The 15,592-nt window shown below is 40.3% G+C and carries 10 protein-coding genes and 3 pseudogenes; 4 read left to right on the top strand and 9 right to left on the bottom strand.

The features are described 5' to 3' along the window. Window positions 1-540 precede the first annotated feature (540 nt). The gene (locus EAO37_RS00480; protein ID WP_120950905.1) at window positions 541-1,173 is read left to right on the top strand and encodes an IS607 family transposase; all 633 of its coding nucleotides are present in this window, start codon (window positions 541-543) and stop codon (window positions 1,171-1,173) included. After that, complete coding sequence (locus EAO37_RS00475) at window positions 1,160-2,392, top strand: RNA-guided endonuclease TnpB family protein (protein ID WP_120951055.1); 1,233 nt, start codon at window positions 1,160-1,162, stop codon at window positions 2,390-2,392. The genes EAO37_RS00480 and EAO37_RS00475 overlap by 14 nt, the downstream gene beginning before the upstream one ends. 42 nt (window positions 2,393-2,434) lie before the next feature. Here EAO37_RS00475 and EAO37_RS00470 read toward each other — a convergent pair whose 3' ends face one another. The 5 genes and pseudogenes from EAO37_RS00470 to EAO37_RS00440 form a co-directional block, all read right to left on the bottom strand. Beyond that, entirely contained in the window at window positions 2,435-2,785 is a 351-nt protein-coding gene (locus tag EAO37_RS00470) for a hypothetical protein (RefSeq protein ID WP_205589711.1), read from the bottom strand. Window positions 2,786-5,567: 2,782 nt separating this feature from the next. Then, the gene (locus EAO37_RS00455) at window positions 5,568-6,143 is read right to left on the bottom strand and encodes an SLATT domain-containing protein (RefSeq protein WP_162982906.1); all 576 of its coding nucleotides are present in this window, start codon (window positions 6,141-6,143) and stop codon (window positions 5,568-5,570) included. 29 nt (window positions 6,144-6,172) lie between these two features. After that, a complete protein-coding gene (locus EAO37_RS00450; protein ID WP_120950898.1) occupies window positions 6,173-7,015 on the bottom strand; it encodes a nucleotidyltransferase domain-containing protein in 843 nt (280 codons plus the stop codon). Window positions 7,016-7,465: 450 nt separating this feature from the next. After that, window positions 7,466-8,221 (bottom strand): annotated as a pseudogene (locus tag EAO37_RS09475) (restriction endonuclease). Next, a pseudogene (locus EAO37_RS00440) lies at window positions 8,222-8,724 on the bottom strand (DNA cytosine methyltransferase); the annotation flags it as partial. A gap of 430 nt (window positions 8,725-9,154) precedes the next feature. Here EAO37_RS00440 and EAO37_RS00435 point away from each other — a divergent pair. Beyond that, a complete protein-coding gene (locus tag EAO37_RS00435; protein ID WP_120950896.1) occupies window positions 9,155-9,814 on the top strand; it encodes a tetratricopeptide repeat protein in 660 nt (219 codons plus the stop codon). Between the two features lie 628 nt (window positions 9,815-10,442). Further along, window positions 10,443-10,682: a hypothetical protein gene (locus EAO37_RS09100; RefSeq protein ID WP_162982905.1), complete on the top strand. Its 240-nt coding sequence runs from the start codon at window positions 10,443-10,445 to the stop codon at window positions 10,680-10,682. A gap of 354 nt (window positions 10,683-11,036) precedes the next feature. Here the strand turns inward: EAO37_RS09100 and EAO37_RS00430 are convergent, their stop codons facing one another. The 4 genes and pseudogenes from EAO37_RS00430 to EAO37_RS00410 form a co-directional block, all read right to left on the bottom strand. Beyond that, on the bottom strand, window positions 11,037-11,240 hold the full coding sequence (locus EAO37_RS00430) for a hypothetical protein (RefSeq protein WP_240451667.1): 204 nt from the start codon (window positions 11,238-11,240) through the stop codon (window positions 11,037-11,039). A gap of 134 nt (window positions 11,241-11,374) precedes the next feature. Beyond that, window positions 11,375-11,695, bottom strand: a complete 321-nt coding sequence (locus EAO37_RS09470; protein WP_240451666.1) for a hypothetical protein — start codon at window positions 11,693-11,695, stop codon at window positions 11,375-11,377. A 438-nt stretch (window positions 11,696-12,133) separates the two neighbouring features. Continuing rightward, window positions 12,134-15,052: a type I restriction endonuclease subunit R gene (locus EAO37_RS00415; RefSeq protein WP_240451665.1), complete on the bottom strand. Its 2,919-nt coding sequence runs from the start codon at window positions 15,050-15,052 to the stop codon at window positions 12,134-12,136. After that, a pseudogene (locus EAO37_RS00410) lies at window positions 15,049-15,563 on the bottom strand (restriction endonuclease subunit S). Before EAO37_RS00410 ends, EAO37_RS00415 begins: the two are co-directional and overlap by 4 nt. Window positions 15,564-15,592 lie beyond the last annotated feature (29 nt).

Here is a 15,592-nt window from a genome sequence, read left to right as displayed (position 1 = left end):
TCCGCCCTTGAAGATCATATCCCCATTGACTCTATACGCGCCTCCGCGCGCTGTGAGTGGTTACAAAACTTTTTCTACCAAAGTCCTCAGAGCTCTTTTTGCTGTATCTAGGCTGACACCGCATAATTTTGCAAGATTTTCAGATGTAACAAAACGCTACTTTCCCGATCTCTGAGTTCAAGGACTTTAATACAAGCTCTAGCATAGCTCTCCCTATTTCCCCAAGAATGCGGAAAAGTGCGCTTGTGAAATGCTTGTCAAAAATTGCAATCATTTCCATAAATAGCATCACAGATCAAGGTATCGCTTTCTTGTATCTCGCCTGTTTTTATATTTTTGGATATAGACCTTTTGGCGTGTTTCTACCTTTTTTTGGACCTGGTTTAGGGCGAGTTAGAGGTGTTTAAAAGTGGAGGAGAGAAGATGTGCTTTGGGATGTAGGATTTATTTAAAAGGCAAGATTAGACAAGTCTTGCCCTATCATTCCGGTAAAATTTTACACCCTAAAATCATAAAAAAAATAATGGAAAACATATCTTAATGAAATCTAAAGAAGTTCTCAAACTCCTTAAAATTAGCCGTGTTACTCTTTGGAAATATGTCAGAGACGGGAAAATACGAGTCGAGCAAGAGCCCAATGGTTATTATAAGTACTACGATGCGGATGTCTATAAACTTCTAGGGATTGAGGATGGGCGCTGGAATGTTGTTTATGCCCGTGTTTCTACTGCTAAACAAAAACAGGACTTGCAAAACCAGATTGATAACAGCCTTGCTTACTTGAATGCTAAGGGCATTAGTGTGGATAAAATCTATTCTGACATTAAGAGCGGGATGACTTTAGATAGAAAAGGCTTTATTGACTTGCTCTATGATGTAATGGACTATAAAATCCAAGCAGTCTATGTTTCTTACAAGGATAGACTAGCTAGACTAAGCTATGAATTGGTAGAAAGACTATTTAGTGATTATGGCACTCAGATCATCGTCATTAACTCCTGTGAGTCTAAGAGCTTAGAACAAGAACTCTTTGAGGATATTATGCAGACAATCCATTCTTTTTCTATGAAAATGTATTCTAAACGAAGGATTGCTAAGAAGCTATTGATGGAAGCTAGAGCTAATCCTAGTCTGATTGAAGCACTTAATGGTGAAAGCGATGCAACTGACTGAAAGGCATATCATCAAGCCTAACCACCCATCGTTTAAACGAATTTGGCGTTTCTGCCACTTATCTAAAAATCTCTATAACTATGCTAATTTCATCCTTAGAGAACACTATCTTGCTGGCTTTAAGTTGCCAACTGCTTATGATTTGATTAATCGTTTTGTTAAGGAAAACCAAAAAGACTATAGAGCCTTGCCTGCTCAAAGTGCCCAGCAAACTATTATGCTATTGTGCCAAAACTGGAAGTCTTACTTTAAAGCGATTAAAGCTTATAAGGCTAAACCCTCTAAATTCTTTTCTCGTCCTAAAATCCCTAAGTTTAAGCCTAGAGGACAAGAGGGCGTAGCTGTGGGGGTTTGCACTAACCAACAAATCTCTTTTACCAAAGGCACTCTTACTAAAATCAAATTCCCAGAAAGAGCTAATCTCAAACGATTAATCACTAAAGTTGATCGAACTACTTCTAGGATAAAGCAAGTGCGCTTCATCCCTAAGACTACTTGTTTTATCGTGGAAGTGATCCACGAACAAACTACACAAACGCCACAAGCGCAAGGCAATGGCATTATGGGTATAGACCTAGGGCTGAACAACTTCGTAACTGCAATAGATAATCAAACTAGACCTTTTATTATCAAGGGCGGAGGTGTTAAGTCTGTCAATCAGTGGTTTAACAAACTCAAAGCGCATTACCAAGCTAAAGCTAAATTGTCCAATAAGCGGTTTTGGACTAAAAGACTAGGTAGGTTAGCCTTGTGGAGGGACTGCAAACTTAATAACTTTATGCACAAGGCTAGTTGTTATCTCATCCAACACTGCTTACAGCACCGCATTTCTACTATTGTTGTAGGTAAGAACGATGGCTGGAAACAACAGATAGGACTAGGCAAGAGAAATAATCAAAACTTTGTTTCTATCCCTTATCAGTCTTTCTTAGACAAATTAGCCTATAAGTGCGAGCTTGCTGGGATAGATTTGATTCTCACTGAAGAGAATTATACCAGTAAATGCGACCACCTTGCTAATGAGTCTATGCAACATCACGAGCAATATTTAGGCAAACGCGTTAAACGAGGTCTTTTTAAATCTAGCACGGGTAAGTTTTTAAATGCCGATGTTAATGGTGCTATTGGCATCTTAAGAAAAGTATTCCCTGATGTAGTGCAAACCCTAAGGGATAGCGGAGTGGTGTTCACTCCTGTAAAAATTTCGTTGGCGTTCTGATAGACACGATGAGAAAATTTACGAAAAATAACTTAAATATCCTTAAATGGATTGAATGGTTTTTTGAACATACAAGTACATTCGATCTAAATCCCAAGACAACACGCTAGCCGGTGGCACACCTTGCAAGATGTGTTCTAGGCGTTGCCATGACTCAAGCCTTCTTTGTTCTAGTGGGATAGTTTGATCTTTCTCCTTGTAAAACAGAGTGATCACCGCTCCATACCCACACACTTTAGCTTTATCAGCATACACGCAACCTATGTGCACATCCACTAATAATTTTTTCTCTTTTAAACGCCAAAACTTATTCTCAAAGTCTTTCAATCCAAAAGGCGTGGGGAGTGCTACATGGGGTTTTATGCTCTGTGTTGCTTTCTTTTTTCTACTCATGCAACCTAGCATACTCTCATTTTGTTTTACGATTGTGCTTTCATACTGTTAAGGAGCTTTTTACCCTATCTATGCAACAATAGGCGTGAAATTCAACGGGGGCTCCCCCGGCTTGTAGGTTAATTTTCGTTACTCTATTGGAGTTTTTGCCCTAGGTTCTGCAGTAAAAACTCTAGAAAGTGTTCGTTTTTTTCGTATGCAAGATTTACAACTCGCTTGAAAGACAAACCCTCCTCCCTTATCCACATGAGGGGCAGATTGGATGACCGGGAGGACATACTCACTTCTTGGTGCTAATTTTGATATTAGTATAGTTTGCATATGCTCAACACAGTCCTCAATGCCAGTCTCTAAGCTCTCTTAAAACTGGGCGAGTGGTGTTGGCTAGCCTATCTTGCAAATTACCCATTAAGGTAGCAAAGTGCATCAAGCTTTTTATAGCTTCTTGCGAAGTATTAATGCCATCCGTATCATCGCTACCCCACTTGTTAGTTAAGACTGTTTGCACCAATTCCTTAATAATTAATTGTGGCTTTTTCTTCGGACAATTGAGCAAGCCGAGCGAGGTTTTTGTCGTTTTGAACCTCTAAAACTCGAATTGTATCTAAATCATTTTGCAGGGCTCTGAGTTGCTTAGTGAGTGTATTTTTCGTAGCCGTCTCTATTATTTTCTTTAAGCTGTGACACCAAATCTGAAGTATTGTAGCGTATTTTTTAAAAATGTCGCTAATTACTCAATTTGTCGTCATAAAACCCCCAATTTGTAGTTAAAAAAGCACCTCTCTACCATCATTCATGAAAAACTATAAGAAAAAACTATTTTTAAAAAACGCGCCCGTGCATGCGCGCCCGTGAGTCGGGGTTTTCTTAAACAAAAAAATGTTCGGATTTTGATTAAATTTGGAATACAGTGCTAGCGCACTGCTTACATTTTGTCTGTGGGGAAAGACCCCCACATCCCCCTGTGGCTTTTGAAGTGGGAGAGATTGAGTTTAGAAGGTCATAGAACGCTTTGGGGGTGTAGGTAGTTTGGATTGGGTTGAGGGCATATCGTTGATTGTAGAGCGTTTTAGAGGGGTCTATGAAGGTGTTTTGAAGTGAGGGACAGAGAAGATGTGTTTTGGGTGGTGTAGAGTGGAGTTGGACTTGTGAGATTTGATGACTAGGAGAGATGAGGATGACACACACAATTACAAATCTCACCAATTCTCATTTTGAAACACATCTTGGAAGCAAAAGAGTGAAAGGAGCAAAGGCATGGCATAGTCATGTGCCACATAGCACATAGCACATTAAAGACGCTCTGCAACACATCCATTAAGCGATGCGGTGATGATCTAGTTGCTGGACTTGAGCTGGTTAAGTTTGGTGGTTTCTGGTGATTGAACGGTTTGAGATAGACTTTAGAAGTGAGATGTTAAGAGAAAAGTGAGGTTTGGAAAGATTGAACAGTGTGGAAGGGGTAGACAATACACTGGGAAGTTGAGTGCTTAGATGAGCTTGGGAAGTAGAAGGGTAGTTGGGTTGTATGCTCTAAAACGCTCAGAATAGCTTTCTAAGCACATTTGGGGGTGGGGGGTGTCTTAGGGGGGTATGGTTTTTGTCTGAATCGCGCTGTATGACCCCTTTACGGGGTTAAAAACACTATCTTTGATCTTGAGCGGTTTGTGGGCTCTCTGAATTGTCATTTTTTGTGCCTTTTTTGGGTTTGTTTTTGGACAATGTATGGCTCCTTTGATTGAAACTACAGCGGTTTCTTCAGTAATAACATGTTTAGAAGCAGTTTGGGAAATCTGTAGGAGGCAAATGGGATGTTGACACTATGGTGGAGGAGGGTTGCAGGTGCGCTTGTGATCTGTTGCAACTGACTCTCTTAGTCTTTGATCTAGTGTGAAGTGTTCAACTATCAGACAACATCTAGAGTCGTAGTAACTTTATCTCATACCGGTTTTCAGCTTCTCTTTAAGTGTGGGTGGTCGAGTCCGAATTAAAGAACATGGAGCCATCCAAGCGGGAATCAAGTTTCCTATGATCCCCCCAAAGGATTACAGAGGAAGTAAAAGACATCAGGCGTTATGTGTGGTACGTTAACTTGATGTACACCATCTAGCATCTATGTCATAGATTTAGTCCCGTAGGTTTGGATAAAGTTGTGAACTTATGCTATGAGAGAGGGGAATGTGTAGAAACAAGCAAGCGCAAGCACTTAGGTGGTCGAGCCTATGCAATGATAGCTAATGCTGGCAAAAAGAAATACAGGGCCAAATTAAAAACCCTTCAATTAGAACTAGACACGACAAAGAGTAAATTAATTGCCAAACAAGAGGAAGTAGATACACTCAATTAAGTCTTAGAAACAATCCAAAGGGCTATGAACGGGAGCATTTTAGAAAGCTAGAGCTTTTGGCTAATCAAGCCGAAGACGAAGCAAATAGACTTCACAGAATCAAGACTATAGCCCTAGCTACTTTTGAAGTAGCAAATACGGAGTGAAAAAACAAGACCGCTATAAACTCTCCTATAAACCCTGTAGAGAGCAAGCAAGATAAGGAGGAGAAAGGATTTGGCAGATACTCTTAAAGATCACAGCCAAAAGCTACAAAACATACTCAAGAGAGCGATGCAAGCTGTAATGCCTTATATCTTTGACAACCGATAACAACCCAGCAACAACTTAAACCACTTGATATTAAAAAACAGATGGATAAAGAACCACTTCGCAAAACCTCACGCGCAAATGACTCAAGCAGATACAAGGATGACTTTTAAAATAGGGCAACCCTCATGCCGAGGAGTCCTCTTTAACAGTACAGCTATTTTTACACCCGCACCAACATCTGCTCCTCAGATGCCTAGGCAATATCTTATTTAACTCTTCCTCAGAAAAGAACTGCTCCTCTTCTGATTTGAGAGCTTGTCTAGCCTGTTCATAAGCCTTGCGGTTTGTTTTCGGATATTTTTTATAAATTTCTCCAAGCTTTTTATCTAGCTTCTCTTTTTTATCTCTAATCTCTACATCAGAAAGTACCTGAAAATCTGTCATCAATGCGATATACCTATCACAAATAAACCAAAGTTCATCGGCACCTTGTCTATACGACTCTATCTCTTTCACAATGTCAGTTTCTTTCACATAAAGGTTAAGCGCAAGTAAAGGCATGGAAAGAAACACTCCTAACCAAGGCAGAGACCAATGACTAAAGCCGATAGAGATTGACGAACAAACGAAAGTCAATACAGATAAAGTCACCTGCCCCCATCTAAAACATTTATAATCTCGCTCCCTAATTTTCAACTCTCTATTAAAAGCTGTCTTGCTGTGAGTCACTCTACCATACGACTCCTTAATCTCTTGCAAGAGAGCACCCCTATAACACAACTTTAAACTCATGAGATACACTCTAAAATTTTTACCAAGTTCTTTACTTCATCTCGTTGAACCCTTACAATATCTCCACTTCCTGGCATTTTTAGTGAATTACCCAAATCCTTTGTTGCCATCGACAATAATCGTCTTACAAATTGATTTAAAGTAGAGTTGCTACCTCCAAATCCCATACTTCCCTGTCTCGGATCTTTCCATTTCCAATGCCCAATTGCATCACAAGCAAAACTGTCAATGACACAGCCCGGGACATATAATCCCTCATCATCTCTGATTTTTCGTATACACCTACAAGTATCAACAAGCAAACCATTACTCTTTCGATTCTTGTCCCGAATTGCTTTTTGTTCCCTTAACGGATCTGTCGATCTCCATTTTCCACCCTTATTACTATCCGGATGGATATATTCTGGGTAAGTGTATTTTCCTATTGTTCCTACTTTTTTAAATGCCGGCAGAATTTCAAAGATTGTCTCATCACAAAACTCTATAACAACTACTTGTCCATCACCCTCTACACTAGCCAATCTAGCATCGTTGTCTTGAATTTCTTGTTTAAAATTTTGGATTAACGAGGATTGTCCATTGTTCTTATAAGCACTAAAACGATAAAACTCCTTTTCCGGTAAGCACATCAAAATATCGACATCACTCGACCCGATTGCCGTACCCCTCCCGTAAGAACCAACAAAAAAACAATAACTTTCCACCTTCACTTCTTTTACTTTTTCTCTATCCAATCCCCAAAAATCCATAATTAGAGACCTAGCTATTCGCTCGTACCTCTGAAAGATCTTGCGCTCTTCCTCTTTTGAAATTGATTGCATTCCCTTTTTTAACTCCACTAGATAACCCCTTAAAGTGATTTGAAAATCTCTGAATATTTCTGTCCATTATTTAGTAATTCATCTCTTTCTCGAAAGCCTAAGAGGGATGTGGGGAGTCTTTTCCATAAGACAAAATGTAAGCAGTGCGTCAGCACTGCATTCCAAATTTTATCACCACCTCCGCTTCCACTGATCGTATGCAAATCCAGCAATTCCAAACAAACACAGACGCCACGGTGAAGTCGAGAAAACTACAGCACACACCCTCATTCTTGCTACTAATCAAAAGCAGGAGGACCTTGACAACGCTACAACATTCTACAATATAAGAACTTAGAAATACATGGAGTTATTTTGGTCTAATTCGAAGTCAGCGTTTGCGACCCAACTATATCCCTTAGATAGAATCCAACAAAATCCTGCTCATTTTGTTAGTGAATGATAGCAAATGCTTGTGCAGGACTACTCTTACCAATCAGCGAGTATTGTAGCTATCTTAGGGGGAGGGCTACCTAGAAGCCATTTAAAGTGATTTTGTCCTATGTTAAAAACACTCTGTCCTTCCATTTGCTGTTTAGTAATCCAATTGAGATCGTTACTCTCAATTTGAGAGATATTGACAAAGCTACTTGCCCATTGAAGAGATCGACATGCATAACAAGAGTCTCTTGCTTTTGATTTTCAAAGACCCGTTTAGCCTCTCTCACTTTGTGTTCTTTAATGTCATTAACGCCTTGAAAACCACTTTGGATTTCTAATCTTGTTTGAGCGATTTGTAAATCAGCTCCGGGGGTTCGTTTAAACACTTCTATGTTAGAAAAATCATCTTCTCCAATATTTCGTATTTTTTCTACAGAAACGCCAAAGATGGTAGCTAAAGCCTCTTTAAAGTATTCGCAAACTAAAAACCCACGCATCCAGCTAAAATAAACTTCCTCCTTGCGCCTACCCTGATTGTTAAGTTTCTCTAAGATATTTTGATCTTTGATGATTTGATAGATGTTTAGAAGAGTATTTTGTAAAGAAGCGTCCACATTGCAAGGCTTATAGTAGATAGAGTTCAGTTTTGCGAAATATCTCATCAATTCTCAAATTTAGGGCATCAATGTATGCAAAATCGACCTGTGGTCTAATATCTTTGGCACTCAAAAACACCTTAAAATCTTGTTGAGAATTAAAACCTAAGTTATTACGATATTTCTTGAAATCACTAGCACCAAACATTTATAATTCCTTCAGATAGCAATTGAATGCATTAGCTAAAGATATGCTTAAAAGTGGGGGAACTGCATTCCCAATCTGTAGTCTCTTAGCACTTGCACTGCCATAGAGAACATAGTTATCTAGAAAACTCTGCAAGCGCGCCCCCTCTCTGATACTCAGAGCCCTTGAATCTCTAGGGTGGATACACCTTGAGCTACTGGGTGTTGCAAAATTTCTTGGGATGATAGGGGCGGGCTGTTCCCAATGCATTTTGGCATAGGTGTTAGCATAACCAGATTTGGGTTGGAGTATGGGGTAAGACTCCCCCCTGTCTTGATCATCCTTTAAAAACTCCATGTCTGGATGAGTTGCGGATTATTCTTGGGACTTGCATGTTCGCTCAACACACTGCTATCGCGCACAAATTCTAAAAAAGGGTTGTTGGCTGGATATCGATAACATAAATGATTCCCACTCTCACCGCTCTTGATATGAGGCAAATCATCAATAGCAAGTCTCAGACTCACAAAATTTTCTTTATAAAATCATAACTAAGAACGATGCTGTTTTCCTAATATGGGCTTATGGCTAATGCACTGTAGTAAACTTTTTCACTTTTACTCACCATCACCAGTGAACTTTGTTCACTTTTTGCCGTAAATCTTTCATCCTTTTGCGGATAAGATTCACTTTTTGCTCAATTTGCTTTTAAGTTTAAAATACGTTTTAAGCACATTGACTTGAAATATGGCTCTAGTACTAAATCTCCCTCATAGATGCATCTGAAAGCTCTAAAAGGCATTAAAAACGCTTCCACTTGCACGAAAATATTTTAGACAAAGTAATTCGTAAGATGAAGAGGTTGTGTTGGATGAGGAGATAAAACCTCCAGACATTGACGAGCAGTTTTTTTAAGTTATCATGCGGCATGATATTAGAAAATAAAGGATCAAGATGAATATCAAAGATGTATTTACTAAAAAAAGAAGCGTATTCGTTTTGGGTTCGGTGTGTGTCGTGTGTCTATCGGTGCTATTGGTGTGTATGTATGTAGGTTTGCGTGCACAAGAGCCGAATCCTCCTTTTGGCCCAATAATGGTACAAGAGGGTACACCGCAGGAAGTCCCTGTGGGCGTATTGGATAGTGCTGAGGAAAATTTTAATTTGGCGCTAAAAAAAGATGAAAGCATGAACTACAGCGAGGCTATGAAATATTATGCGAAGGCTGGATTTAAGGGGGATGCTGCAGCTTACAATAATTTGGCTTTTATGTATCAATATGGCAAGGGCGTTCCTGTAAGCTGTGACAAAGCTATAAAATATTACGAGGTAGCTGGGGCTAAGGGAGATGCTGTGGCTTATCTTAATCTCGCAACACTCTATGAGCATGGTGAATGCGTTCCTAGAAATTACTCTCAAGCTTTGATGTATTATAAAGCGTCTGCAAAAATGGGAAATCTTGTGGCTTACTTTTATTTGGCAATTATGCACGAGTATGGAGAGGGTGTTCCTGTCAGCCATAAGAAGACTGTACTGTACTACACAAAAGCTTGCGACAATGGGTATGGTCTTGCCTGTGATTTTCTTAAATTCTTACAACGACAGAATCGTTAATTTATGTGGAACAGCTTTGGATTTGCCTGGAGGGACATTCGCGAGCTCATTTGGCTAGTTTACCCTGCGGGGCTTTTTTAGTTTATATTCAACGCTCTAAAAGGAGAGTATGATGGGCTCGCTGAACCTACCAGCAAGGGCAAGCAAGGTAGAGATGTTTGCGATTACATAGAGAAACTACTCTGTAAAAAGACAGGAAAGACTACTTTTGAGCTACGAGTGTGGCTAACGCATATTCCCGCAGGCTTTCAGCCTCCCTATAAAATACCCCTATATAAGCTTGCTCCCGAGCTACCCAAGATAAACAAGCTCATCTACCAGCTCAGATCGCCCACAACACCCACTCAAAGTCTAGACAATACTCAAAGTCCAGTCCAAGAGGTCAAATCGCCCACCACAGATCAATCCACTCCCCAGCGTGCTACACTCACGCCACAAGAAACACCCAAAAACCCTAGCAAGGGTGGTGGATTTAAAATTTAACAAAGGAGTTTGCCACGTCCAAAGTAGATGAGAGTCGATTATCAACAACCCTGAGCACCTTAAAGGCAGACAAAGAGAAGGAATTGAGGCTTTACAAGAAAGACTAGAGGCAAATTTTAAGCTCAGTGAGCAAGATAGAGAAGCTTTGCAAATCCCAACCGATTGTATATTACCTACTCTATGCCAATTTTGCCCTCAAGCTAGATGGACAGGTCGTTATGATTACAGCAAACGCCACTTAGAGATCGAGTGTCTTTGTGAATCTGTTATGGAGCACACTTTTAAGAGCCAAGAGATCGGCACCCTGACAGATCAGATTGTCCTAGAGTGTGATAGTTATAATCAGGCAATGGCAGAATTAGAGCAAGAGGAGCAGGAGCAATAGCAATAACGCATAAGAACACTTAGAAACTTTAGGATTTATTATACTCACTGGGTGTAGCTAAGTGAAATTAGGTGGAGTGATAGGTTTTTAAGGGTGTGGAGTGCTTAGTTGTGCCTTAACGCTGTTTGTAGGATTAAAGGGGTAAGTCCCTATCTTAGGGTTTGATGCCCACATTAACTTTGCAACCCCGCTCAATTAACGCTATCAACTCAGTCCATGCATGGAGCTCTCATGGTGTCTGCTCCGGTACCGTATGAAACCCTATCCGTAATGAATCTTATAAGCCACTTAAACACTGCGAAACATTTTAAGCGGTGTGACATTTTAACATCTCTAAGGACTGCAAACAAAAACCTAATTTTTTAAAACTCTTGCAAACTCCAAAGCATCCCCCTTAAAGGGGGGTAAGTCGATGCCTTTAGATTTTGCAATAACTGCTAAGGCATCTTTAAGTTCTGTCATATCGCCATCCTCTAAAACGGCATTAAGGTAGGATAAGCGCACTTGATCAGAGTCTAAAAACTCGGCTGCATCAAAGGGTTTTAGGGTTACTTTCATGGCAATTCCTCTAAGATTCTTTGCGCCTTGATTATATCCTTTTGCTGTGTGCTTTTATCGCCTCCACATAGCAAAATCACCAAAGTCTCACACCGCTTGGCCACATACAGCCGATACCCTGGACCTGTGTGGATTCATAGTTCAAAAATCTTTCCGCTTATATGCTTGTGATCGCCAAAGTGTCCATTTTCTCTCAGGGTATCAATACGGCGCAAAATTGTATCCCGTCTTCCAAAATCCTTAAGCTTTTTCAGCCACTCTGTAAATTCGCTAGATATTTGCACTTCCATACCCATCTCGCCACTTAGAACACGCACAGAAAGTCTTGGATAAGCAATGCCATCTTTGACTCTAGTCTTTGCTAGATTTTCCCAATGAAAACAAGCATTTCTAAGGTTAGAGAATAAGTCCAAAACAATGTTAACTTTGTAATAGTTAGGCAGTTTTAAATCCACTCTTTTATATAAGAAGACTGCAAAAATCCCTAAAATCTAGCCTATGTTTTCTAAAATCAAAAATCAAATTTTGCAAATGGTTTTGTTTGATGACAACGATAACAGACCCCAAGGTTAAATTAGGCAATAAATACGAATTGTAAGCTTTTAGATCAACAAATTGGCTGTTCTATACCCTCTTGGGCTGACTTATCTCTCCTTGTACGCTTATGGATCTTCTCTATCTCATTGCTTAAGTAGGACTCGCCCACAATCCGTGCAGGGTTGTTAGTGTCAAGTTGCATGCAAAAATCCACAATATGCCTCAAGTAGATTTCTGCTCGCGCAATTCTTGTAACCAAAGCCTAGCATTGAACTCTAAACTGGCATTGTGTTTGGTAATGTCATTGCCATAGTTCTTTAAACGCTCTTAAGGATATGAGATTTCTAATGTCGCTTTTAAAGGCTTGGACTTGCGCATATGTCTATCTCATCTCCAATCCCCACTAGAAATGTCATGGTATTTTTCAAAAAAGCCTGCAACACGGCTTGGACTTGCTTTTTTAACTGGTTACGCATGGACTGACCCTTAGCGTCTAAAGCAAAAAAAGATATTTTCTCTTGGGGCAGGAGTTTAGGGAATTGTGTGCCTTTAAAGTCAATTTTTTTGTCTTTGAAAGCTTTGGCGATAAAACCATGGGCTAGATTTTCTTGGAGTTTGTAATGCTGGATAATGTGGGCAAACTCTTGCTTTCTTTGATGGTCCATGTAATTTCTAAAACTGACATGGATGTTTGGATCTGGGCATTTTTTAAAGTGCTCCCAAAAGCTTAAAATCACCTCTTGTTTGCCGCGCATTTTGGGGCTAGATTTGATGGCACGCAAGACATCTTCTGCGGATGTGCCTTGTGCGATGAGATTTAAGATGTAGTCAATGTTGATTTCCACTTGCTTGATGAGCTCGATCTCAAACACACAGTGATCATCAAGTTCCCGATGTGCTTTGTCTTGGCTTTCTTGATGCCCTCTAAACTTGTCAAATAAATCTAAATAATGCCCTTGATAGTCTTGTAAATCTCTAGGGCTTATGGGGTCTTTATCCGCGCTAAACTCGGCAAAGCATTCTAAAATATTGCGTTTTTTGAGAATGTCGCCATAGAGATTAACGAACGCTTCTTGCGCACTTTCTGTGATTGTGTGCTGAGAAAATGTGTCTAATGGATACTTTATCAAAAGCTCAGATGCCTTCTTTTCGTATTCTTTGTAGATTTCTTCAAAACCTCCTAAAATCACATGGGCATGAGGGTTTTCACAACCAAAGAGCTTTAAAGCTTCGTTTAAATTGTCTTCTAAAGGCCTGAAACACACAATATTGCCATGACTTTTAACGCTGTTATAAGGGCGGTTTGTGCGTGAAAAAGCTTGCAGCAAGCCATGGTATTTTAAATTCTTATCCACCCAAAGGGTGTTGCAAGTGGGTGCATCAAAACCGGTTAAAAACATATTGACCACAATGAGTAAATCTAGCTCTTTCTCTTTCATCCGCTTGGAGACATTTTTATAGTAGTCGTTGAAAAGCTCAAGGCTGTAATTATCCCCAAACAGACGGTTATAATCTTGAATCGCGTGGCTTAAAAAATCCTTGTCGTTATCCTTGAGCTTGTCTGTCTCTTCGTTGTTTTCATCTTCTAAATCATCACTAGGGCTATAGCTGTAGATGGTGGCAATTTTTAGAGAATGCGCGCACTCTTTAAAGGTTTGGTAATATTTTTTAGCCGCCTCAATGCTGGCACAAGCCAAAATAGAGTTAAAACTTTTATTGTGGGTGGTCTTTGTAAAACTCTCTAAAATGTGTTGCGTAACCTGGGTGATGCGCTGGGGGTGGGTAAAATCCGCCTCGCTCTTTGGCTCTATGTCTGTGTTTATAGCGTAGTAGTGCATCAAAAAAGGCAACACATTTTTATCACGGATCGCATCTATAATCGTGTAACGGTGTAACTCTCTGCCAAACCTCTCCGCTGTCATGGCATAATCCTTACCATCGCAATTAGCCTCAAAAATAGGTGTCCCCGTAAAGCCGTAAAAATGGTGTTTCTTAAAGGCGCGCGCGATGTCGGCGTGCATTTTGCCAAACTGGCTTCTATGGCATTCATCAAAAATAAACAACACTTCTTGATCTAAAATAGGGGATTTAGGATTGCTCTTGATGAATTTATGGAGCTTTTGGATCGTGGTGATGATCGTCTTTTTCTTTGGATCGCCTAGCTCTAGCTGGTATTGCAAGGCTTTGGTGTTTTTCGTGGAGCTGGCACTGTTTTTTTGGTATTTTTCATACTCTTTCATGGTTTGGTGGTCTAAATCCTTGCGATCGACCACAAAGACCACTTTAGCAATGAAGTCTAATTGCCCGGCCAGTTGGGCGAGTTTAAAGCTGGTTAAAGTCTTGCCACTGCCCGTGGTGTGCCACACGAAGCCCCCATTTTTAGATTTGCCATAGTCCTTTTGGTGATGTGTGATCGCAACTTGCCTTAAAATCTCCTCTACGGCGGCCACTTGGTAAGGGCGCATGGCAAGCAATTTAGACTCGCTGGTAAAGACGCAGTAATAAAGCAACAGGCTTAAAAGAGTGTGCCGCTCAAAGAAAGTGGGGATAAGCTCCTCTAAATCCTCAATACAATCATTATGCACATCCGCCCAAAAGCTTGTGAATTTATAGGAATCTTTACTCATATCGCTGGCTGTGGTGTTGCTGTAATACTTAGTTTGCGTGCCATTGCTGATCATAAAGATTTGCACAAAACCAAACAAGCTGTTTGGAATGCCCATGCTCTCTTTTTGGTAGCGTCTGATTTGGGTGAAAGCCTCTTTGAGATTCACCCCTCTTTGTTTCAGCTCGATATGCACCAAGGGCAAGCCATTGACTAAAATGCTGACATCGTAGCGGTTCTTTCTATCTGGGGTGGGGTATTGGTGGATCACTTGTAAAGAATTATTGTGGATGTATTCTTTATCCAAAAGTTTGATGTTTTTGCTCTCCCCATTGTCAAACTTAAAGAGTTGGGTGCTCTCGTGCTGGATGGTGCGGGTTTTGTCGGTGGGGGTGGCGTTCGTGGGCTTGATTTGTTGGGTGAAACGCTTCCATTCCCAATCATTAAAAGTAAGGTTGTTGAGTTTTTCAATTTGGGCTCTTAAATTCTTTTCTAAACTCTCTTGCGTGGCGGGTTTGAGCAAAGTATAACCCTGTGCTTGGAGTTGCTCGATCAAATAGGTTTCTAACTCTGCTTCTTTTTGGTAGGCAGTGGCTCTAGCCTTGCTTGTGGGCTTTTGAGCCACTACAGTGCTAAGTTCCCCTTGGGCAATTTTTTCTAAAGTGGTCATGCACTCTCCTTAAAATCTAGCAGGGCGTTTAAATAGTAATGATATTGCTTTTGCCTTGCTTGTATCTCAGCGGGCAAGCCTTGCTGTAGGTCGGTGGTGAGGGCGTGGAACTTGTCTAAGATGTCTACGATTTGGGCTTGGAGGGGGAGAGGGGGAGGGGGATTAAAATTTTATAAACATCATTGCGGTTTAATCCTGGCACACCCCCGCTAATTCTTAGATTTTCTAAACGCAAAGTAAGCAATAGATAATAGATGAATTTCAAAAGTGTTATATCGGTTTTAAGTTTCACAAAATAAGTTGTATCGATTGGGTAACAATCTTGTTCTGTATAATTAACTTTACCTGCTGAACCTTTACGCCCTACAATGATGGTAGGACCTTTTACTAAAAAAACATTGTGATAGCCTACAATACCATTAGAACCCATAATTGGGTAATCTCCCTCTATCCTTTTTAGAGCGGGCAAACTTGCCCCATACTCTAAAGTTAGAATGTTTCCCAACCTCACCCATTCCACCTTAAACGATTTTTTGAGAA

This window comes from Helicobacter sp. L8 (assembly GCF_003660355.1).
Classification (GTDB): Bacteria; Campylobacterota; Campylobacteria; order Campylobacterales; family Helicobacteraceae; genus Helicobacter; species Helicobacter labacensis.
The sequence above is the reverse complement of the archived record's forward strand: the minus strand, read 5'-3'. Positions and strand labels throughout refer to the sequence as shown.